We start from the raw sequence: 21,165 nt of genomic DNA, 5'->3' as shown, positions 1-21,165 counted from the left end.
TGTTGTAAGGCCAAGTCGGCCCTTTAGGTTCGAACGGCAGAAATGAAGCTTTGGGTGCGCGGGTTTTGCGGACTTATTAGTATTTCTTCGGGGCTTCCAGCCTCCACGATCTGCCCGCCGTCCATGAACACCATGCGATTGGAAACCTCGCGGGCGAAGCCCAGTTCATGGGTGACGACGATCATGGTCATGCCGGTCTGCGCCAGATCGCGCATCACCGACAGCACCTCACCGACCAGTTCCGGGTCGAGTGCCGAAGTGGGTTCATCGAACAGCATCAATTTCGGGCGCATGGCCAACGCCCGGGCAATCGCCACGCGTTGCTGCTGACCGCCCGACAGTTCGATCGGGTAGCTGTCGCGTTTGTCGGCGAGGCCGACGCGGGCCAACAGTTCCAGGGCTTCTTCGTGTGCTTCTTTCGGCGAACGCTTGAGTACCTGGCACGGGCCTTCGATGATGTTTTGCAGCACGGTCATGTGCGGGAACAGGTTGAACCGCTGGAACACCATGCCGGTGGCCAGACGTTGCCGGGCGATCTGCGACTCGTTGAGCTCGTGCAGCTTGTTGCCGACAACGCGGTAACCGACCAGCTCGCCGTCAACCCACAGGCCACCCTTGTCGATCTTTTCCAGCTGATTGACGCAACGCAGCAGGGTGCTCTTGCCCGAGCCGGACGGGCCGATGATGCACAGCACTTCGCCTTGCTCGACTTCGATGTTGATGTCCTTGAGCGCGTGGTACTGGTCGTAATACTTGTTCAGGCTGACGGCCTTGACGATGCTTCTCATGTTCGACTCCTCAAGAACGCTTGCCGGCGCCGCGAGCGAAACGACGCTCCAGACGGCTTTGACCGAAGGACAGCACGGTGACGGTGGCCAGATACCAGATGCCTGCGACGATCAGCAGCTCCATCACGCGGGCGTTGGCGTAGTAGATGTTCTGCGCGTTGTAGAGCAGTTCCGAGTACTGAATCACGCTGGCCAGCGAGGTCATTTTGACCATGCCGATAAACTCGTTGCCGACCGGCGGAATGATGATGCGCATGGCCTGCGGCAGGATGATCCGGCGCAGCGCTTGCAGGCGCGGCATGCCGATCGACTTGGCCGCCTCGTATTGACCGGTGTCCACCGACAACAGGCCGGCACGCACCACTTCAGCGGTGTAGGCGCCCTGGTTGATGCTCAAGCCGAGCAGGGCGGCCACGAACGGTGTCATCAGGCTGACGGTGTCGAGCTCGACCAGACCGGGAATGCCGATGGTGGGAAAAATCAGCGCCAGGTTGAACCACAACAGCAGCTGCAAAATCAGCGGCGTGCCGCGAAACAGCCAGGTGTAGGTCACGGCCACGTAGCGCAGGATAGGGTTGGCCGACATGCGCATGATCGCCGTGATCACCCCGAACACGATGCCCAGCGCCATCGCCAGCACGGCCATGATGATGGTGTTGAACAGGCCCCACATGATCGCTTCGGAGGTGAGGAACTGGCCGATGTACGACCATTCGATCTTGCCTTCGGCGAAGGCGCGTACCAGGCCGATGATCGCGATCACAATCACCGTGGCGAAGAAGATCCGCCCGTAGTAACGCCGCGGCACGTGTTGGTACTGGGTGATATCGAACTGGTTTTCTGCCAGTTTGCGCTCCGCCTGGAGTCGTTCTGCCTGGGTCTGGCTCATGGTGTTTCTCCGAACTGTTCTTTCCAATCCAACACATTCCACTTGTAGGAGTGAGCCTGCAGGTTTATGCGTGTGGCGGCCGTTAGAGGCGGAAGCCCTGGTAGTTTTCCGTCCATTGCTGTTGCACGGCGAGGGCGGTTTTCAGGCGGCCGATCTGCTCGCGGACCTGTTGCGGCGCGGTGCCGCCCCAACCGCTGCGGGCCGCGATGGCCGCTTCCAGGGTCAGGCTGTCGCGCACATCGGCGGTCAGGCGTGGATCGATTTCGGCCAACAGCGCCGGCGACGCTTCCCACAATTCGATGCCGTGTTTTTCACAGGCCTGCACCAACGCGCCGGTGATTTCGTGGGCTTCCTTGAATGGCACGCCGCGTACCGCCAGCCAGTCGGCGACTTCAGTGGCGAGGGTGAAACCCAGCGGCGCCTGGCGGCGCAGCTCTTCGACGTTGACGGTCATGGTCGCGACCATGCCGGCCATCGCTGGCAGCACCAGCAGCAGGGTGTCGACGCTGTCGAGCACGCCGTGCTTGTCTTCGCTGAGGTCGCGGTTGTACGACAGTGGCAGGGATTTCAGCGTCGACAGCAAACCGGTCAGGTTGCCGATCAGCCGTCCAGCCTTGCCCCGCGCCAGTTCAGCGATATCCGGGTTTTTCTTCTGCGGCATGATCGAACTGCCGGTGGCATAGGCATCGTCCAGATCGACCCAGCGGAACTGGCGCGACGACCACAGGCAAAACTCTTCGGCGAGGCGCGAAATATTGATGCCGAGCATGCTGGCGATAAACAGGAATTCCGCCACGTGATCGCGGCTGGCCACGGCGTCGATGGAGTTCTCGCAGACCCCGGCGTAACCCATTTCCTTGGCCGATTGCTGCGGCTGGCGGGCAATCGCTGAACCGGCCATGGCCGCGGCACCGAGTGGCGACAACGAGGTGCGCGCGTCCCAGTCGACCAGGCGCTGCACGTCACGCAGCATCGATTGCGCGTGGGCCAACAAGTGGTGGGCGAACACAATCGGTTGCGCCTGCTGCAAGTGGGTGAAACCCGGGCAAATGCTCTCGACATGCTGTTCGGCCTGATCGACCAGCGCTTGCTGCAAAGCGAGGACTTCGACGGCGAGAGTGCGCACGTGATCGCGCAGAAACAGGCGCAAGTCGTTGGCCGTCTGATCGTTGCGCGAACGCCCGGCGCGCAACTTGCCGCCCAGTGCGCCGAGACGCTCGGTGAGCAGGCGTTCGATGAAGGTGTGCACGTCTTCGTCGTCCAGTGTCGGCGCAATACGGCCGGCGCGGAAGTCGACACCGATGCCGTCCAGCGCTTCGAGCATGGTGCGCGTTTCCTGCTCGTCGAGCAGACCGGCACGCTGCAATTCCCCGGCATGCGCCTTGGAGCCGGCGAGGTCGTACGGCGTCAGGCGGAAGTAGCGCTCGGGGCAACGGGACAAGGCAGCAAGGGCGGCGGAAGGGCCGCTTTTGAAGCGGGCGCCCCAGAGGCGTTCGGTGGTTTGAGACATGTGTTGTTTTCCTCGTCGGTAACGCGAACTGAAATCGGTGTGCCGGGCCGTGATCGTTGCTGCAAATACAGCAGACGGATTCAGGCCAAAGCAGTTTTCAAGAGGGCAGTTGCAATGTCGCGAGAGCTGATCGAAGTGTCAGCTTTTAATGTTTGGCGATCAGTGAGTTGGCACTGATGTTCGGGATTTTCTGGCGGTTGCCAAGGCTTGTTTTCTGTGGTCATTATTATTAGCCGGCGATGTTTTTGTTGTTGGACACAGATTGTTGAACAGAGCGCCAGAGGTAAATAAGCATTATGGAAACCCCACTTTCCAATTCCGGAAACCCGCCGCCGAAAACGGCTCAACGCGCACCGTTGGCGCTCAGCGGACTGGACTTCAAACTGCTCAAGGTGTTCAAGGCAGTGGTCGAGGCCGGAGGCTTCAGCGCCGCGCAGAACGAGCTGAACGTGGGCCTTGCCGCTATCAGCAAACAAATTTCCGATCTGGAAATTCGCATCGGCATGCGCCTCTGTACGCGGGGTCGAGAGGGTTTTCACCTGACCGAAGAAGGGCGTCTGGTGTATCAGGCGTCGATTGACTTGTTTACCTCGGTCGACAACTTTCGTGATCGGCTTAGTTCTGCACAGAATGAACTTATTGGCGACCTCGGCGTAGGCGTTATCGACAATACAATTACCGATGAGAATTCACCGTTAGTTGCCGCGCTTAAACAACTGAATGAGCAATCGCCAAAGGTCAGGTTCCAACTTCAGGCCTCGCAACTCGATGAAGTCGAAAGAGGCGTAGTAGAGGGGCGTCTGGTGGCCGGCATTGTTCCGGTGTATCAACGCCGAGAAGAGTTCGACTATTACCCGTTGTATGAGGAACGTTCGCAGGTTTACTGCGCCGTTGGCCACCCGTTGTTCGACATGCCCGAGGCGCAAATGGGCAGCAACGTGTTGCAGGATTACGAGTGCATCAACCACCGCTACGCGATCCACCGCGACAAGCTCAATTACGCGCGCTACGACAGTTTTTCCGCGTCGGCGACCCAGGTCGAAGCCGTAGCCCTGCTGATCAAGACCGGGCGTTTCGTGGGTTTTCTACCCGAGCACTACGCCGCCACAATGGTCGCGGCGGGGCAGTTGCGAGCGGTACTGCCGGAGCGCATCAGCATCAGCACGCCGTTCCATTTGATCCTGCGCCACAACACCGTACGCAGTCCGTTGGTCAAGGCGTTTGCCCAGGCACTGGGTGTAGATCTGAAGTCGCCGGCCTGAGCTCAGCGCAACATCAGGCGCATGGCGCAACGCCGTTCAGCGGGCAAACCGTGGGCGCTGTCGTGGTGCAAGGCGTCGATTAAATGCGCGGCCGTTTCATCCGCGTTCAATAGCGTAAAACCCATTCGTTGATAGAACGGCGCATTCCACGGCAGGTCGCGGAAGGTGGTCAGCGTGACCGCACAAAGTTGTTGCTCGCCGGCCTGCGCGATTGCCGCCGAGAGTAACTTGCGGCCGATACCCTGACCCTGAAAGTGTTGGCTGACGGACAGTTCCTCTATATGCAGTTGGTTATCGACGGGCACCGCGCGCAAGAACCCGGCAAGTTGCCCCTCGCAGGCTTCGGCGACCCACACCCGGGCCTGCCGGATGGCCTGCACATGAAACGCGGCGTCGGCCACTTCGGCGTCGGCCAGCCAGGCCAGTGGCGGATTAAGACGAAACAGCTCGGCGGCCGAGCGTTCGATGGCGGGGAGGGCGGTCGCATCAGCCGGCAGTGCAAGACGGATGGTCATGTTCATGTGCAATCTTTTGGTCTTTAAACCGCAAAAGATCGCAGCCTTCGGCAGCTCCTACAAGGGTTTGGCGTAAAGCAGGACGTAATCGTTCTTATCGAAGCTGCCACTGAGCACAGGCTGCAATGCACCGATGAGCGTGCCTTGCAGGGCCAGAAAATCACTGCGGTCCATCATCAACCACGCCGGTCCTTTGAGCGCCTCCAGCTGCTGCACCGAGTCGCTGAACTGCGGTTGCAGATCCTGTGAGAGATTGACCATGAACTTGATCGCCTTCGCGTCCTTGCCCATGCCGTGCAACACCAGTGGCGCCGGATTGTGCTGAACCTGGGCGAACACCGCGTGACTGAAAGTCTGCGTGTCATACAGGCGACGTTCTACGGGTTCAAACACTGCCGCGTACACCGTCCATAGCGCCAACACGGCACACAACGCCAATACCTCGGTGCGCCAACGCGCAATCAACAATCGCGACAGTGCCAGCAGTTGCAGCACGCCCAGGGCGATCACCACAAACGTTATGTCACTCACCTGCTCGGGAAAGCGCCGTTGGGCGACCAGCAAAACCACCAGCAGCAAGCCCGGCGTAACCAGCCACAAGCCCATGAGCAAACCGCGCAACCAGCGGAACACGCGACCGTGCGCGACCTGAAACGGATACGCCGCAATGATCGCCGCCATCGGCAGCATCGGCAGCAGATAACGGGCCTTCTTCGCCTGCGGAATCGACAGCCCGGCCATCACAATCAACCCCGCCGCCGCGCAATACTGCACCAGGCGCAGCGCCGGGCCACGTTGCTGCGGTTTGCTCAGCCACGCTGCCGCCAACACCAGCAATGCCAACGGATACGCGAGCGCATAGTTACCGAACGAGCTGGTGAAGTAATACAGCGAACCGCTGACACCTTCGCTGCCGTCCATGCGCCCCATGAACTGCATGCGGATCACGTCCTGCAGGAACACCGGGCCAGCGCTGACCTGCGCCAGCCATAACAACAATCCGACACACGCGGCCAGCACCACCGAAGCCAACACGCCGAACACCAGCAACCGCGACCATTCACGGTTGAGCAGGTAATAGCTGCAGAGCATGCCGGTCGGCACCACCAGCCCGATCGGCCCGCGAATCCCGAAACCCAGCAAGAGCAATACGAAGATCAGCGGCCAACGACGCCCGCCGCCAAAATGATCATGGGCATAACCCAGATAGAACACCGCGAACGCCACCGCCGCGAGCATCAAGTCCTGCGACACCGCGCGCACTTCGGTGACGAAACCGCTGGTCAGCATCAGCAAGGCAATACTGATCAACGCCCAGCGTCGTGAGTACGGTGCCAGCAGTCGATACATCAGCGTCACGATCAACGCGCCCGCGAACGCACTTGGCGCCCATGCAGTAAACGCATTCACCGCGTCGAACGGCAACGACAGCAGCCAGATGAACAAGGTCGACAGGGCCGAATAGTCCGCGTACGGCTGACCATAGGTGGTCGGAAACACCGTCGGCCCATGACGCAGCATTTCCTGCGCAAACAGCACAAACCGCGAGTCGAAACCGATCGGAGCCTGCCCATAGACCCCGGCCATGAACACTAAAAACGCCAGCAGCCCTGCGATCAGGGACTGCCGGCGAATCTCGGGCGATAACGCGATCAAGCGACGTCGGACGCGTGCGGCCACTGTTGCAGCGGGATCGGCAATGTGCGCGATTCGCCACGGCCCATCGGGAAATAATGGAAACCGTTGCGCGCCAGACGTTCGGCGTCGTACAGGTTGCGCCCGTCGAAGATCACCGGGGTGTTGAGACGCTGTTTGATCAGATCAAAATCCGGGGCCTTGAACTGCTGCCACTCGGTGCAGATGATCAGCGCGTCGGCGCCGGGCAGTACCGATTCCGGTGTGCCCATCAGCATCAGTTTCGATTCGTCCGGGTAAAGGTTCTGGGTTTCCTGCATGGCTTCCGGGTCGAAGGCGCGCACGCTGGCGCCGGCGGCCCACAACTCTTCCAGCAACACCCGGCTCGGCGCGTCACGCATGTCGTCGGTGTTGGGTTTGAACGCCAGGCCCCACAGGGCAAAGGTCTTGCCACGCAGATCGCCGCGGTAGAACGCGTTGATACGCTCGAACAGTTTGTGTTTCTGCCGCTGATTGATCGCCTCGACCGCTTGCAGCAAGTCGCTGGAGCAATGTGCTTCTTCGGCGCTGTGGATCAACGCGCGCATGTCTTTGGGGAAGCACGAGCCGCCATAACCGCAGCCCGGATAGATAAAGTGGTAACCGATGCGCGTGTCGGCACCGATGCCCTGGCGCACCGATTCGATGTCGGCGCCCAGGTGTTCGGCGAGTTCGGCGATCTGGTTGATGAAGCTGATCTTGGTCGCCAGCATGCAGTTGGCGGCGTATTTGGTCAGCTCGGCACTGCGCAGGTCCATGAACATGATGCGGTCGTGGTTGCGGTTGAACGGCGAGTACAGATCACGCATCACGTCGCGCACTTCATCACCTTCGCAGCCGATGACGATGCGGTCCGGCCGCCGGCAATCGGCAACCGCCGAGCCTTCCTTGAGAAATTCCGGGTTGGAGACGATATCGAATTGCAGCAGGCGGCCAACCTTGATCAAGGCTTTCTCGATGTGCGTGCGCAACGTATCGCCGGTGCCCACCGGCACCGTGGATTTCTCGACGATGATCAACGCCTGCTCACGATGCCGGGCAATCGCGTCACCCACCGACAGCACATAACGCAGATCGGCCGAGCCGTCCTCCCGCGACGGCGTACCGACGGCAATAAACGCCACCCGACCATGCTGCACGGCAAGTTGCTCATCAGTGGTGAATTGCAGGCGTTTCGAATCGAGACCTTCGCGCACCAGACTGGCCAGCCCCGGTTCGAAAATGCTCACGTGACCCTGGCGCAACAGGTCGACCTTCTTCTGGTCGACGTCCATGCACACGACATCATGGCCGACTTCGGCCAACACAGCCGCTTGCACCAGACCGACGTAACCGCTGCCAAATACTGTGATTTTCATGGAGCACTCCTGAATTCGGGCGCACGAGCCGGACGAGTGTTGATGGTGATGACCCCGAGCATGACCAGCGCCACGCCCAGTGATTTAGTGAAACTGAAAGATTCGTTGAACAGCGGCAGACTGGCCGCCAGCAGGTACACCAGCGCATAGCTGATGCTCAGCAGTGAGTAAGCCCGGCCCAGCGGCAGATCGCGCAGGGCAGCGAGCCAGCAGAGCGTCGACAGGGCGTAGGCGAAGATCGCCGCAATGACCACGGCCAGCGCGCGCCAGTCGAGGCTGCCGGTGTGCAGCCATTGGTCCGGTGCAGGCAGACGGGTCATGCTCCAGCGCATGCCCAGTTGCGCAGCGCTGACGAGGAACACGCTGCCCAGTGCGAAGGTGATGCCACGACGCGGGTTCATGACTGTTGCCCCAGCAAAATCACGCCGCCGATCACCAACGCCACGCCGAGCCAATGCTGGCGGTCGATGGGTTCACGGAAGACGAAGCGCGCGATCAGGGTGATCAGCACGAAATTGAGACTGAGCATCGGGTAGGCGATGCCGACTTCCAGGCGCTGCAACACCAGTAGCCAGACCAGCAGGCCGCAACCGAGGGCGAACAGGGCCAGCCATAACCACGGCGAACGCAGTTTGCCGGTCATTGAAGAGTCGACCCCGCGCCAACTTTCCACGGCATATTTCTGTGCAATCTGCCCCAGGCAGGTCAGCAGGCACGCAGTCAACAGCAGCACCAGGCTCATGACGCCTCCTTGGGCAGGATCATGATCACCAGGTTGCCCTGTTCGTAACGGATGCCGTCCTTTGGCAGTCTGTCGATTTCGTCCAGTTCGTCCTGCCCCTTGACGCGCATCACCACGCCGACCGCACCGCTGCGGCGTGCCTCGCGCATCCACTCTTGCACGTGATCGGGATCGACCCGCTGTTGAATGCCGTCAGGATAGGCAAGGCCATATTTCAATTCGCCTATCGTGTTGTACAACGCGACTTGCGGCGTTTTCAGGCGCCAGGCCAGCGCCGAAGCGGCGCCGAGGTCGTTGCTCAGCAGATGGCTGGTTTGCGCCAGTTCGGTGAGGTGATGCCGGATGAATTGGTCGGGCATCTTGTTGGCGACCACCGATTTGGGCAGTGCCGCCGGTAGCACCGCGATCAGCAACAGGCTACCGAATGCCGGCGCCGCCCAGCATTGCAGGGGCAGCAAGGCTTGCAGCAGGTTGGCGATGATCCAGCCGACCAGACCGATGAATACCAGCACCAGACTGTGCAGTTCGTGGTCGTACAGCGGCCGGTTCAATTGCAGGTAAACCACCGCGATCAGGGCAACGGCGCCGATGAGCAGATTGAGCAAACCGTTGAGGCCCAGCGCCCGGCCTTGTTCCAGCCGCAAGCGATCGGCCAGCGCGCTGCCGAGCAACAACGCCAGCGGCAGCAGGCACGGCAGGATGTAGGTCGGCAATTTGCCGTTGCTCAGGCTGAAGAACAGCAACGGCAGCAGCAGCCACAGCAACAGAAAAACCACTTTGGGCTGCGCGCGGGTTTGCCACGCCTGTTTGAACGCCGTCGGCAACAGACCGGCCCATGGCAGGCTGAACGCCACCAGCAGCGGCAGGTAAAACCACCACGGCGCATCGTGTTGCGCATCGTCACCGGCAAAACGGCGGATGTGTTCGTGCCAGAAGAAGAACCGCCAGTAGTCGGGCTCCTGCGCATGCACCGACAGCACCCACGGCAGGCTGATGACGATCGCGATGGCAATCGCCACCGGCCCGTAAGTCAGCAGTTCACGCCAGCGTTTTTGCCAGAGCAGCCACGGCAGGGCGATCAACACCGGCAGCAGCCAGGCGAGAAAGCCCTTGGTCATGAAACCCATACCGCAGGCCAGTCCCAACACCGCCCAGGCCGCCATGCGTTTACCGCTGGTGTAACTGTCGACAGCAAACCACAGTGCCACCAGGCTCAGATTGACCCAGAAAGTGAATTGCGGATCGAGGTTGGCGTACCCGGCCTGACCGGCAACAATCGTGAAGCTCATGTAGAGCAGGGCGCAGGCAAAGCTTTTGCGCGGCTCGTTCCACAAGCGTCGAGCGACCAGATAGCACAGCAGCACGCTCAAGCCAGTGCTCAGCGCCGACGCGAAGCGCACACCGAACAGGTTTTGCCCAAACAACTCCTGACCTAGCGCGATCATCCAGTAGCCGGCAATCGGCTTCTCGAAGTAGCGCAGGCTCATGAAGTGCGGCGACACCCAGTTGCCACTGAGCAGCATGTCCTGGCTGATCTGCGCGTAACGGGTTTCGTCGGGAATCCACAAACCATGGCTGCCCAGTGGCAGCAGATAGGCCAGCAGACAAATGCCCAGCAACAACAGCGGCAAAGCCCAGCGTTTAGTCATGCGCCTTGCACTCCCAGCCAGCCTTCACGGCCGTCGAGGGCGCCGCGTTGCACACGACCTACGGGCAAGGTGTTGAAAAACTCGGGCAGCAAATCGCCCAGCGGTGTGAAGTCGATGTTGCGCTGTCTCGCGTCGGCGAGCAGTTGGCGAAAGTCCTCGGCCATGAGAATCCCTTCCACTTCGGCATGAATGGTGTAGACGTTGAGCTGTTGCGGGCGAAAGTGATCAAGGATGAAACCGTTGAAATCCCGCGCTGCGACGATGGGGCCGACGACTTCATCGAAGGTCGGCAGGTCCACCGGAATCTGCGGCGTGCCCGGCGTGCCATCAGCCAGCAGCGGACGGAACAGGCGGTTGCCTCGGCAATCGCTGTTGTAGCGAAAACCGAAGGCTTGCTTGGCCTCGATCACGCGTTCATCCGCACGCCAACCAGCGGCGGCGGAACAGTCGACTTTGGCGCCGAGAATGTCGCTCAACGTGTCGACGCCCTGACGAATCTGCTCGATCAGTTGCTTGTCGCTCCAGGTCCCGGCGTTGGCCTGCCAGCCGTGGTGATCCCACGCATGCAGGCCAACCTCATGACCGGCATCGCGGGCCTGACGCATCAGGTGCCCGAGATCACGGCCGATCGGTTTGCCCGGCCACGCGGTGCCGGCCAGCAGAATGTCCCAGCCATACAGGCCGGCCGCGTTGGAGCGGAGCATCTTCCAGAGGAACTGCGGGCGGATCAGGCGCCACAGATGCCGGCCCATGTTGTCCGGGCCGACACTGAAGAAAAACGTTGCCTTGATCTGCGCCTCGTCGAGCATCTCCAGCAAACGTGGCACACCTTCACGGGTGCCGCGATAGGTGTCGACATCGATACGAAGGCCTGCCTGCATTAGCGCTTGTCCGCTTGTTCGAGCATGGCTTCACGCAAGAAAAAGTCGAGCGTGTTGCCGATGGTCTCGCGCATTTCCACGGTTGGCGTCCAGTCGAGCAGACGCTTGGCGTTGGCAATGCTGGGTTTACGGTGTTCGACGTCCTGGTAACCGGCACCGTAGAACGCCTTGCTTTCCACGTCGCGGAAACCGGCGAACGGCGGGAAGTTGTCACGCAGCGGATGCGCTTCGAACTGACGCAGCAGCTCTTCGCCCAACTGGCGGATGCTCGCTTCGTTGTCCGGGTTGCCGATGTTGATGATCTGACCGTTGCAGACATCGTTGTCGTTATCGATGATCCGCGCCAGCGCCTCGACGCCGTCGGCGATGTCGGTGAAGCAGCGCTTCTGCTCGCCGCCGTCGAACAGACGAATCGGCGTGCCTTCCACCAAATTCAATATCAACTGAGTAATGGCGCGGGAGCTGCCGATACGGGCTGAATCCAGACGATCAAGGCGCGGGCCCATCCAGTTGAACGGGCGGAACAGGGTGAAATTCAAACCCTTGGCACCATAGGCCCAGATCACCCGATCGAGCAGTTGCTTGGACACCGAGTAGATCCATCGCTGCTTGTTGATCGGGCCGACCACCAGGTTGGAGGTGTCTTCGTCGAAGTGCTTGTCCTGGCACATGCCATAGACTTCCGAGGTCGACGGGAAGATCACGCGCTTGTTGTACTTGACGCAGTAACGCACCAGTTTCAGGTTTTCTTCGAAGTCGAGTTCGAACACCCGCAGCGGGTTGCGGGTGTATTCGATCGGCGTGGCGATGGCCACCAGCGGCAGGACCACGTCGCACTTCTTGATGTGGTACTCGATCCACTCGGAGTGAATGCTGATGTCGCCTTCGACGTAGTGGAAATGCGGGTGGCTGCGCAGACGGTCGATGGCATCGGAACCGATGTCCAGGCCATAGACTTCGTAGCGGTCGTCACGCAGCAGACGCTCGGACAAGTGATTACCAATGAAGCCGTTGACGCCAAGGATCAGCACGCGAGTGCGACGCGGTGCGCGGCCGGATTCAGCTCCGCGCAACAGCGAGCCGTCGACCAGACCGAGTTCGTTGGCCAGTTGCGGGCCACTGAGGAACAGGCCGTTGTCGTTGCGTTGGCCGGAGAGGATCACCAGCGAATCTTCACCACAAGCAATGCGCAGCGGAGCAACGCTGATTACGCGGCCGGGTGCCTGGCCGTCGTTGCCTTTGACGACTTCGGCGCTCCAGACGATGAGTTTGTGCTCTCCGACCGCGCAGAACGCGCCCGGATACGGTTGGGTCACCGCGCGAACCAGGTTGAACAATTGCTCGGCAGGTTTCGCCCAGACCAGTTTGCCGTCCGCTGCGGTACGACGACCAAACACGGTGGCTTTGGATTCGTCCTGCGCGGTTTCGCTGGTCTTGCCTTGCAGCATGGCCGGCAAGGTGTCGCGCAGCAGATCCGTCGCGGCGATGCGCAGCTTGCCATGCAGACTCAAAGCGGTGTCGCTGCGCTCGATGGCCACGCGTTGCTGGGCAACAATGGTACCGGCATCTGCACGTTTGACCATGCGGTGCAGGGTCACGCCGGTTTCGCTTTCGCCGTTGACCAGTACCCAGTTGGCTGGGGCGCGGCCACGGTAGCTTGGCAGCAACGAGCCGTGCAGGTTGAACGCGCCTTTTTTGGCCAGGGCCAGCAGCGGCTCGCTCAGCAGGTTGCGGTAGTAGAAGGAGAAGATGTACTCAGGGGCGAGCTTGGCAATCCGCTCGATCCACAGCGGGTGGTTGACGTCTTCCGGGGCATGCACCGGAATGCCTTTGTTGGCACAAAGTTGCGCAACCGATCCGTAGAAGGCGTTCTCTTTCGGATCATCGGCGTGAGTGAATACCGCCGCAATGTCATAGCCGCTGTCGAGCAGGGCTTGAATGCCGGCGCAGCCGATATCGTGATAAGCGAAGACAACCGTTTTTGCGCTCATGAGAGAACCTGATCATTGGAGGAGGAGAGACCGTCGACGGTGATGGCGCGCGGCGGCATGGCGGGTTGGCCGCGCACGACTTTTTCAACGAAGAAACGCGGGCGGGCGCGCACGTCGCTGTACATGCGCCCCAGGTATTCGCCGAGCAGGCCCATGCCGATGAACTGGCCACCGGTGAACACGAACAGCACCGCGAACAGCACGAACATGCCGTCACCGGCCCAACCGGCACCGAACACCAGACGCAACACGATCAGTGCGGCGGCAAACAGCACGCCGAGGCCGGCCATGGTGAAACCGACGATGCTCAGCAGGCGCAAAGGTGTGGTGGTCATGCAGGTGATCAAGTCGAACATCAGATTGATCAAACGCATCGGGCTGTACTTCGAATCGCCGTGTTCGCGCTCGGCATGGGCGACGACGATTTCCGTGGTGTGGCGGGCGAAGCTGTTGGCCAGAATCGGGATGAAGGTGCTGCGTTCCCGGCAGGCAAGCATGGCGTCGATGATCGTGCGGCGGTAAGCGCGGAGCATGCAGCCGTAATCGCTCATGGCGACGCCGGTGGAGCGCTGCACGGCGAGATTGATCAGCTTCGACGGATAGCGGCGCAGGGCCGAATCCTGACGGTTGCCGCGCACCGTGCCGACGACGTCGTAACCTTTTTCGGCCTCGGCGACCAGGCGCGGGATTTCTTCCGGCGGGTTCTGCAGATCGGCGTCGAGGGTGATGACGACATCGCCTTTGCACTGCTCGAAACCGGCCATGATTGCCGCATGCTGGCCGTAGTTGCGGTTGAGAATGACCGCCACGAACGGGCTGTCTTCACGGCTCGCGGCTTCTTCAAGAAGGTTGGCGGACTCATCACGGCTGCCGTCGTCGACAAGGACGATTTCATAGTCGTGACGCAGCATGCGGCAGGCCGCTTCAGTGCGGCGCAGCAGTTCCGGCAGGCTGTCCTGTTCGTTGTAGACCGGGATGACGATCGACACGCAGCGGATCGGATAGGTTTTCACAGGCGTTTGTCCATAAGGGTGGCGATGGCGCCGACCACGCGATCAAGGTCTTGATCGCTCATGTCGGGGAACAACGGAATCGAGCACAGCCGCGCCGAGTTCCATTCGGTGTCGGGCAGATACAGGTCGGGGTCACGCTGGCGATACCAGGTGTGCAGGTGGGTGGCGATGAAATGGATACCGGTGCCGATGCCCTGGTCCTGCAAGCCTTTCATGAAGGCTTCGCGGTCCATGCCGCAGCGCTCGCTGTCGATGCGCAGGATGAACAGGTGCCAGGCGTGGGTTTGTGCGTAAGCGGGCAGGGCCAGCGGTTGCACCGGCAGGCCTTCGAGTTTTTGCCGGTAGGCGGCGGCCAGTTCAGTGCGGCGCGCGTTGATTGCGTCCAGACGCTCAAGCTGCACCAAAGCAATCGCAGCGTTGATGTCGGCGAGGTTGTACTTGAACCCCGGCTCCATCACTTGCGCCTGCGGCTTGCGGCCACCGGTCAGGCGATCGTAGGCGTCAACGCCCAGACCGTGGAACTTGAGCATGCGCACACGGCTGGCCAGCGCTTCGTTGTCGGTGACGAACATCGCGCCTTCGGCACAGGTCATGTTCTTGATTGCGTGGAAGGAGAATATCGCCGTGCCTTGCGCACCGACGTGGCGACCCTTGTAACGGGTGCCGGCGGCGTGGGCGGCGTCTTCGATGACCGCGATGCCGTGCTTGTCGGCCAGGGCGTACAGCGGATCGAGATCGAACGCGGCACCGGCGTAATGCACGGGAATGATTGCTTTGGTGCGTGGGGTGATGGCGGCTTCGATGCGCGCGGCGTCGGTCATCAAGGTGTCGCGATCAACGTCAACGAACACCGGTGTGGCGCCGAGCAGCGAGATCATGTTGGCGGTCGACACCCAGGTCTGCGAGGGCGTAATCACCTCATCACCGGGGCCGATGCCCAAGGCCAGTAACGTGATGTGCATACCACCGGTTGCCGAGGAAAGTGCCACTGCATGCTTGCAGCCGACATAGTCGGCAAACTGTTCTTCCAGTGCCTGGCTTTTAGGGCCGGTAGTAATCCAGCCAGAGCGTAATACTTGTTCAACCGCGGCTATTTCTTCATCGCCGATACTCGGCCGGGAAAACGGCAAAAACGCTTGACTCATAAGAACCTCGGGGCGACAGCCATCCTTCAGCCGATTGTCTGAAAAACACGGAATTTCAAAGGGTTGAGTAACCGGTCGGGGAATACCTGATTGACTTTCCAGTCCGCGGCCGGCAGGGTTGCAGGCCTTTCGGGGCAACCTGTTGTAACTAAGGTTATGCGCGTTTTTGTCAAAGGAACATGAAAAAACGGTCGGCGATTCGTCTATCTGTAAGCCATACAGCCACCGTTCAGACTTCTTCCGTTCATCGGCTGTTTTCGTAGAAAAGTCCTACGGAAGAGTCGCTATTTATATAAGTTTGTTTGCACTTTTAAGTTGTTTTGTTGAACTGTTTTCTATTCAAGGCCGTTTCGTTTGATTGACTTGTCGAGTACTGCATCCACCCCGTCCAACACTAATCCGCTAACGCTGTATCTGGCCCGCCTGGCGCCCTCCAGCCAACTGACCATGCGCTATGTCTTGCAGGATGCTGCGGACCGCCTCGGTTTCGAAGACGTGGACATCGAAGAAATCCCCTGGCACGGGCTGCAACCGGAAGACGTCGTGGCACTGGTCGCCGCGTTGCGCGCCGACGGCTATGCACCGAATACCTCGTCGCTGTATGTGAATGCCGTGCGCGGGGTGATGAATGAAGCGTGGCGGATGAGTTTGATTTCTCAGGATCATCTGTTGAAGATGCGTTCGGTCAAAGCCATTGCCGGCACCCGCTTGTCGCAGGGGCGCAACTTGAAGCGCACGTTGATCCATGAATTGATGGAAGTTTGCGCCGCCGATCCACGCCCGCAAGGCCTGCGCGACGCGGCAGTGATTGCGTTGTTGTACGGCACCGGCATGCGTAAATCGGAGTCGGTGGATCTGGACTTGAATCAGGTCGACTTCACTGAGCGCAGCCTGACCGTCACCGGCAAGGGCAACAAGCAACTGATCAAGTACGCGCCGGCCTGGGCCTTCGCCAAACTCAATGCGTGGCTGGAGCTGCGGCGTTCTGAACTCAAGGAAGGCGAGAGCGACGATGCCTTTCTGTTCAATCGCATCCGTCGCGGCAGCCACATTACCCGCGAGCGCATCACCAAACACGCGATCTATTACATCGCCCGACAGCGTGGCACGCAGGTCGGGGTGAAGATCATGCCCCACGATTTCCGCCGATCGTTTATCACGCGGGTCATCGAAGAACATGATCTGTCGATCGCCCAGAAGCTGGCGCACCACAGCAACATCCAGACCACCGCCAACTACGATGTGCGCGATGACAACGAGCGGCGGCGGGCGGTGGATCGCTTCGATCTGTGATCAGGAAAGCGCGAAGATGTGAGCAGCACCGAGTACCGATAACTGTACGTCGCTACCGGCCGGTGGCGCGTGCATGCCGGAGCTGCGTACCAATAGCGAGCGGCCGGGATCCTGATTGATCGACGAGCGCAGTTCAACCGTGAGGGTGCAGGTGTTGCCGGCGAAATCCCGTTCGGTGACCACGGCGTGACAGCCTTGGTTACCGATCACCGTACCGGACAACTGCAACTGTTCAGGCCTGAGCATGATCTGCGCGTTGCCGCTAAAACCGTTGCTGTTCACCGGCACCGGACCGAGATCGCAGTGGGCCAGACCGGAGTCGATCCGCGCAGGCATCACCACGGCTTCGCCGAGAAAGTGTGCGGTCTGCTCGTCGTGTGGGTATCGGTAAAGATCCATCGGATGCCCGGACTGCACCAGCCGCCCGCCGCGCATCACCGCCAACTGATCGGCAAATGACAGCGCTTCGCCCTGATCGTGGGTCACCAGAATCGTCGTGACGCCCGCGTCCTCCAGCAGTCGCGCGACCATTTTGCGCATGGCACTGCGCAGGCCGGTGTCGAGGGCGGAGAACGGCTCATCGAGCAACATCAGTCGTGGTTGCTGGGCGAGCGCCCGGGCGAGGGAAACCCGTTGCTGCTGGCCGCCGGACAGTTCATGGGGCCAACGGTTGGCCATGTTGGCGTCCAGCGAAACACTGTCCATCAATGCCTTGATCCGTTCCTCTCTGGCGGTGCCGGTCAGGGCAAGACCGAAGCCGATATTGGCGGCGACCGTCATGTGCGGAAACAGTGCGCCATCCTGAGGGACATAACCGATTTGCCGCTGATAAGCGGGCACTGCGTGAGTGCTGTCGACCAGCACCTGACCGTTGAGGGTCAGGCTGCCGGTATCGGGGAATTCGAAACCGGCAATCATCCGCAGCAATGTGGTTTTGCCGGAGCCGGACGGGCCGACAATCACCGTGCGGCTGCCGGTCGGCACCGACAGACAGATGTCATCCAGCGCTTTCTGCGCGCCAAAGGATTTGCTCAGAGAGATCAGTTCAAGTGCGTTCATCGGCCAGCGGTGCGCCTGGATTGGTGATAGAGGAGGGCGGTCAGCGGCAGCGATAACAACACCATCAACAGCGCATAAGGCGCGGCGGCGGCGTAATCGATTTCGCTGGTCATGGCCCAGAAACCGGTGGCCAGGGTGCGGGTGCCGTTAGGCGCAAGCAGCAAGGTTGCGGTTAATTCATTGGTGATCGCCAGAAACACCAGCGCGGCACCGGCAGCTGCGCCCGGCGCGGCAAGGCGCAAGGTGATCAGCCACAAGGCGCGCACCGGCGATCGGCCGAGGCTTTGCGCAATGTTTTCCAGCTCGACCGGCGCCTGGGCGAACCCGGCGCGCAGGCTGACCAAGGCACGCGGCAGAAACATCAGCAAGTAGGCGAGCAACACGGTGATGGTGGTCTGGTAGATCGGCCGGGCGAAATGGATGGTCACGGTGACCAGGGCCAGCGCCACGACAATCCCCGGCAGCGAACTGGTGATGTAGTTGCAGCCTTCAAGCAGGCGCTGCAACTTGCCCGGCGCACGAATCGACAGCCAGGCAATCGGAATCGCCGCCAGACTGGTCAACAGTGCGCCGGCCACACCGAACGACAGGGTTTGCAGCAACGCCGGCAACAGTTCGCCGCCGCCCCAGACCTCGGCGCCACCGGCAATCAACCAGCGCCCCAACGTCAACAACGGTACGCCGAGCGCGAGCAGACAGGTCAGCACTTGCAGGCTCAAGCCAAGGAACACGCTGGCGCGATTCAAGCGCACCGTGCGTTGCTCGCGAGCGCTGCCGGAACCGACGCGGGCGTAGCGAGCCTTGCCTCGGGCGGCGGATTCGACGGTGAGCATCGCCAGACAGCACAAGGCCAGAACGCCCGCCAGCATGTTCGCCGCCGGACCGTTAAAGGTTGATTTGAACTGGTCGAAAATCGCCGTGGTGAAGGTGTCAAAACGGATCATCGCGTAGAGGCCATACTCGGCCAGCAGGTGCAAGCCGACCAGCAGCGCACCGCCACAAATGGCCAGACGCAACTGTGGCAACACCACCCGGAAAAACACCGCCCAGGGTTTCAGGCCAAGGGATTCGGCAACGTCTTCAATGGCCGGATCGAGGCGGCGCAATGTCGCCGCCACCGGCAGGTACAGAAACGGAAAATAAGCGATCACCGACACCAGCACCCCGGCCGGCAATCCGTGAATCGAAGGAATCAGACTGACCCACGCATAACTGTGAACAAACGCCGGCACCGCCAGCGGTGCCACGGCCAGCAATGACCACAGGCGTCGACCGGGCAGGTTGGTACGCTCGGTCAGCCAGGCCAGTGCGGTGCCGAGCAGAATGCACAACGGCAGGGTGATCAACACCAGCAACACCGTGTTGATCAGCAGTTCAGCCACGCGCGGGCGAAACACCAAGGCTTCGATGGTCGCCCAGCCGGTGGCCCACGACACTCCGAGCACAAATGCGATCGGCAGCAACGACAACAGTGAAACACCGACGGCCAGCGCGACCACCCAGGAACCTCCGCGCCCGGTCAGGGCGCGGGGTTTTAGCCTCAGGCGGGCGGAGGAGGCCGCAGGGACCTGCGCAGGGAGGGTTTCGGGGAGCACTTACAGGATTCCCGCCTGAGTCATCAGCTCGACGGCTTTTTTGCTGTCGAGTTTCGACGCATCGACTTTGGGTGCGTCGAGCTCTTTCAGCGGCGTCAGTTTCGGGTTGGACGGTGCGTCTTTGCCGACCGCGTACTCAAACGAAGTGCCGCTGTGCAGAATCTCCTGGCCTTCCTTGCTGGTGATGTATTTGACGAACTTCTGCGCCTCTTCCTGATGTTTGCTGGAGGCCAGCACGCCGGCGCCGGAGGTGCTGACGAACGCGCCCGGGTCCTGATGCTTGAAGTAATAAAGCTGGGTGTTCTTGCTGTTTTCGCCGGTCTTGGACTGATCGACGAAGCTGTAATAGTGATAGATCACGCCGCTGTCGATCTGCCCGGCGTTGACCGCTTTGAGCACGGCGCTGTTGCCGCGATACACGGTGGCGTTGGTTTTCATGCCTTTGAGCCAGTCCAGCGTGGCGGCTTCGCCTTTTTGCTCAAGCACGGCAGCGACGATGGCCTGGAAGTCTGCGCCGGCCGGCGAGGCAGCCCAGCGACCTTTCCACTCCGGTCTGGCCAGATCAAGGAGGGATTTCGGCAGGTCTTTTTCCGCCAGTTTCGCCGGGTTGTAGACGAACACCGTTGAACGCGCGGCGATGCCGATCCACTGGCCATGTGCCGGGCGGTACGCCGCTTCGACTTGTTCCAGCGTGGCTGGCGCGATCGGGGCGAACAGCTTGGCATTGTCGACCAGTACCATCGCCGGCGAGTTTTCGGTGAGGAACACATCGGCCGGCGAGGCCGCGCCTTCCTGCACCAGTTGGTTGCCCATCTCGGTGTCATCGCCATTGCGGATCGTCACCGGAATCCCGGTTTCTTCGGTGAAACCGGCGACCCAGGCTTTGGTCAGGCTTTCGTGCTGGGCGTTGTACACCAGCAAACCAACGCCATCGGCAGCATAGGCCTGGCTGGCGCCGAGCAGGGCGGTGGCCAATAAGGCGCGTTTCAGCAAGGCGGGCAAATGTGGACTCATGGCGGGCGGGCTCCTGGCTTTTTAGACGTTATGGGCAAACCTGCGCCGGACGTTGATGCGAATGGTTTGCAGATATTGAGTCGTAGGCAATGTAGGCAGGCAAATGAGAAAAAAACGTTAAAAAAACCGTTAATACATGTCATTCCTATTCAGGTTAGCAGCGACGCGACGACGCACGAGGGCCGTGCGTCTTAACGCGAGGTTTTTTTGCGGCGGGGAATCAGGAGGCGGGTGGGCAGCCGCGTGCACTGCCGGCGGCCTGGATGATCTGTGCGGCGAGACGTTTGACGTTGTTCTGCTGCGCCGTCACCAGTTCATCAATGCTCGGCCCCGAGGGGGTTTGCAGCACTGAGCGGCAGGTGAGGAGGGTGCTGTCAGTCGCGCCGAGCGGACGCAGTCGCCATTTCACGTCAATCAAGCCGTACTGGCCGGGAATCGAATCGAAACGTTGAACATCGACGCGCACCGACATTCTTTGCTGACTAGCCGTGTTGCTCAGTTGATCGACCAGCGCACTGCGCAATTCGTCGGCGAGGCTGGCGCCCCACCATTCGGTTTCGAGAATCGCCAGACCACTGTTGCCTTCGCGTATGACGATTTGCGCACGGTCGACTTGTGGCGGCACGGTGATGCCCTCGATGGCGATGTCGGCTCCGCTGCGGCCGGCGCCGGGTTGCACCGGGGTCAGGGTATGAAAGCTGATCGGGTCGCTGCGGCAGGCGCTCAGCAACATAACGGCAGCGAGCACAGTAATCTTCAGCGGTGATGCCATGGGTTCAGCTCCTGT

19 protein-coding genes are annotated in these 21,165 nt (G+C 60.8%); 2 read left to right on the top strand and 17 right to left on the bottom strand.

The features are described 5' to 3' along the window. Positions 1-23 precede the first annotated feature (23 nt). From U6037_RS14935 to argH, 3 genes are all read right to left on the bottom strand, one after another. Positions 24-788, bottom strand: a complete 765-nt coding sequence (locus U6037_RS14935; protein ID WP_064587499.1) for an amino acid ABC transporter ATP-binding protein — start codon at positions 786-788, stop codon at positions 24-26. A 10-nt stretch (positions 789-798) separates the two neighbouring features. Then, positions 799-1,677 (bottom strand): amino acid ABC transporter permease, encoded by an 879-nt coding sequence (locus U6037_RS14930; RefSeq protein ID WP_322843505.1) that lies wholly within the window; start codon positions 1,675-1,677, stop codon positions 799-801. A gap of 82 nt (positions 1,678-1,759) precedes the next feature. After that, positions 1,760-3,187, bottom strand: coding sequence for an argininosuccinate lyase (argH, locus tag U6037_RS14925; RefSeq protein WP_322843504.1), 1,428 nt, complete (start codon positions 3,185-3,187; stop codon positions 1,760-1,762). A 296-nt stretch (positions 3,188-3,483) separates the two neighbouring features. Between argH and U6037_RS14920 the strand changes: the two genes are divergently transcribed. Continuing rightward, entirely contained in the window at positions 3,484-4,449 is a 966-nt protein-coding gene (locus U6037_RS14920; protein ID WP_322843503.1) for a LysR family transcriptional regulator, read from the top strand. Between the two features lie 2 nt (positions 4,450-4,451). Here U6037_RS14920 and U6037_RS14915 read toward each other — a convergent pair whose 3' ends face one another. Genes U6037_RS14915 through arnB form a run of 10 tightly spaced genes read right to left on the bottom strand, consistent with a single transcriptional unit; the run spans position 4,452 to position 15,417 of the window. Next, positions 4,452-4,970, bottom strand: coding sequence for a GNAT family N-acetyltransferase (locus U6037_RS14915; RefSeq protein WP_322843502.1), 519 nt, complete (start codon positions 4,968-4,970; stop codon positions 4,452-4,454). 51 nt (positions 4,971-5,021) lie between these two features. Continuing rightward, positions 5,022-6,620, bottom strand: coding sequence for a glycosyltransferase family 39 protein (locus U6037_RS14910; RefSeq protein WP_322843501.1), 1,599 nt, complete (start codon positions 6,618-6,620; stop codon positions 5,022-5,024). Next, positions 6,617-7,996, bottom strand: coding sequence for a UDP-glucose/GDP-mannose dehydrogenase family protein (locus U6037_RS14905; RefSeq protein ID WP_322843500.1), 1,380 nt, complete (start codon positions 7,994-7,996; stop codon positions 6,617-6,619). Before U6037_RS14905 ends, U6037_RS14910 begins: the two co-directional genes overlap by 4 nt. Continuing rightward, positions 7,993-8,397, bottom strand: coding sequence for a 4-amino-4-deoxy-L-arabinose-phosphoundecaprenol flippase subunit ArnF (arnF, locus tag U6037_RS14900; protein WP_322843499.1), 405 nt, complete (start codon positions 8,395-8,397; stop codon positions 7,993-7,995). Before arnF ends, U6037_RS14905 begins: the two co-directional genes overlap by 4 nt. Further along, on the bottom strand, positions 8,394-8,738 hold the full coding sequence (gene arnE, locus U6037_RS14895; protein ID WP_322843498.1) for a 4-amino-4-deoxy-L-arabinose-phosphoundecaprenol flippase subunit ArnE: 345 nt from the start codon (positions 8,736-8,738) through the stop codon (positions 8,394-8,396). Before arnE ends, arnF begins: the two co-directional genes overlap by 4 nt. Beyond that, complete coding sequence (arnT, locus tag U6037_RS14890; protein ID WP_322843497.1) at positions 8,735-10,387, bottom strand: lipid IV(A) 4-amino-4-deoxy-L-arabinosyltransferase; 1,653 nt, start codon at positions 10,385-10,387, stop codon at positions 8,735-8,737. The genes arnE and arnT overlap by 4 nt, the downstream gene beginning before the upstream one ends. Continuing rightward, positions 10,384-11,268, bottom strand: coding sequence for a 4-deoxy-4-formamido-L-arabinose-phosphoundecaprenol deformylase (arnD, locus tag U6037_RS14885; protein ID WP_322843496.1), 885 nt, complete (start codon positions 11,266-11,268; stop codon positions 10,384-10,386). Before arnD ends, arnT begins: the two co-directional genes overlap by 4 nt. Continuing rightward, positions 11,268-13,259: a bifunctional UDP-4-amino-4-deoxy-L-arabinose formyltransferase/UDP-glucuronic acid oxidase ArnA gene (gene arnA / locus U6037_RS14880; protein ID WP_322843495.1), complete on the bottom strand. Its 1,992-nt coding sequence runs from the start codon at positions 13,257-13,259 to the stop codon at positions 11,268-11,270. The genes arnD and arnA overlap by 1 nt, the downstream gene beginning before the upstream one ends. Further along, entirely contained in the window at positions 13,256-14,272 is a 1,017-nt protein-coding gene (gene arnC / locus U6037_RS14875; protein WP_322843494.1) for an undecaprenyl-phosphate 4-deoxy-4-formamido-L-arabinose transferase, read from the bottom strand. Before arnC ends, arnA begins: the two co-directional genes overlap by 4 nt. Further along, complete coding sequence (arnB, locus tag U6037_RS14870) at positions 14,269-15,417, bottom strand: UDP-4-amino-4-deoxy-L-arabinose aminotransferase (protein ID WP_322843493.1); 1,149 nt, start codon at positions 15,415-15,417, stop codon at positions 14,269-14,271. The genes arnC and arnB overlap by 4 nt, the downstream gene beginning before the upstream one ends. 447 nt (positions 15,418-15,864) lie before the next feature. On the opposite strand from arnB, the gene U6037_RS14865 reads away from it, so the two are divergent. Further along, the gene (locus U6037_RS14865; RefSeq protein ID WP_322847328.1) at positions 15,865-16,710 is read left to right on the top strand and encodes a site-specific integrase; all 846 of its coding nucleotides are present in this window, start codon (positions 15,865-15,867) and stop codon (positions 16,708-16,710) included. On the opposite strand, the gene U6037_RS14860 is transcribed toward U6037_RS14865, so the two are convergent. The 4 genes from U6037_RS14860 to U6037_RS14845 form a co-directional block, all read right to left on the bottom strand. Further along, a complete protein-coding gene (locus U6037_RS14860; protein WP_322843492.1) occupies positions 16,711-17,769 on the bottom strand; it encodes an ABC transporter ATP-binding protein in 1,059 nt (352 codons plus the stop codon). Further along, a complete protein-coding gene (locus tag U6037_RS14855) occupies positions 17,766-19,313 on the bottom strand; it encodes an iron ABC transporter permease (RefSeq protein WP_322847327.1) in 1,548 nt (515 codons plus the stop codon). Before U6037_RS14855 ends, U6037_RS14860 begins: the two co-directional genes overlap by 4 nt. Before the next feature lie 51 nt (positions 19,314-19,364). Then, positions 19,365-20,378 carry an iron ABC transporter substrate-binding protein gene (locus tag U6037_RS14850; RefSeq protein ID WP_322843491.1) on the bottom strand — a complete coding sequence of 338 codons (1,014 nt, stop codon included), beginning with the start codon at positions 20,376-20,378 and terminating at the stop codon, positions 19,365-19,367. A gap of 220 nt (positions 20,379-20,598) precedes the next feature. Continuing rightward, positions 20,599-21,150 (bottom strand): PqiC family protein, encoded by a 552-nt coding sequence (locus U6037_RS14845; protein ID WP_322843490.1) that lies wholly within the window; start codon positions 21,148-21,150, stop codon positions 20,599-20,601. Positions 21,151-21,165 lie beyond the last annotated feature (15 nt).

It is taken from the genome of Pseudomonas sp. B33.4, from assembly GCF_034555375.1.
GTDB lineage: Bacteria > Pseudomonadota > Gammaproteobacteria > Pseudomonadales > Pseudomonadaceae > Aquipseudomonas.
This window is presented reverse-complemented; position numbering and strand designations above follow the sequence as displayed.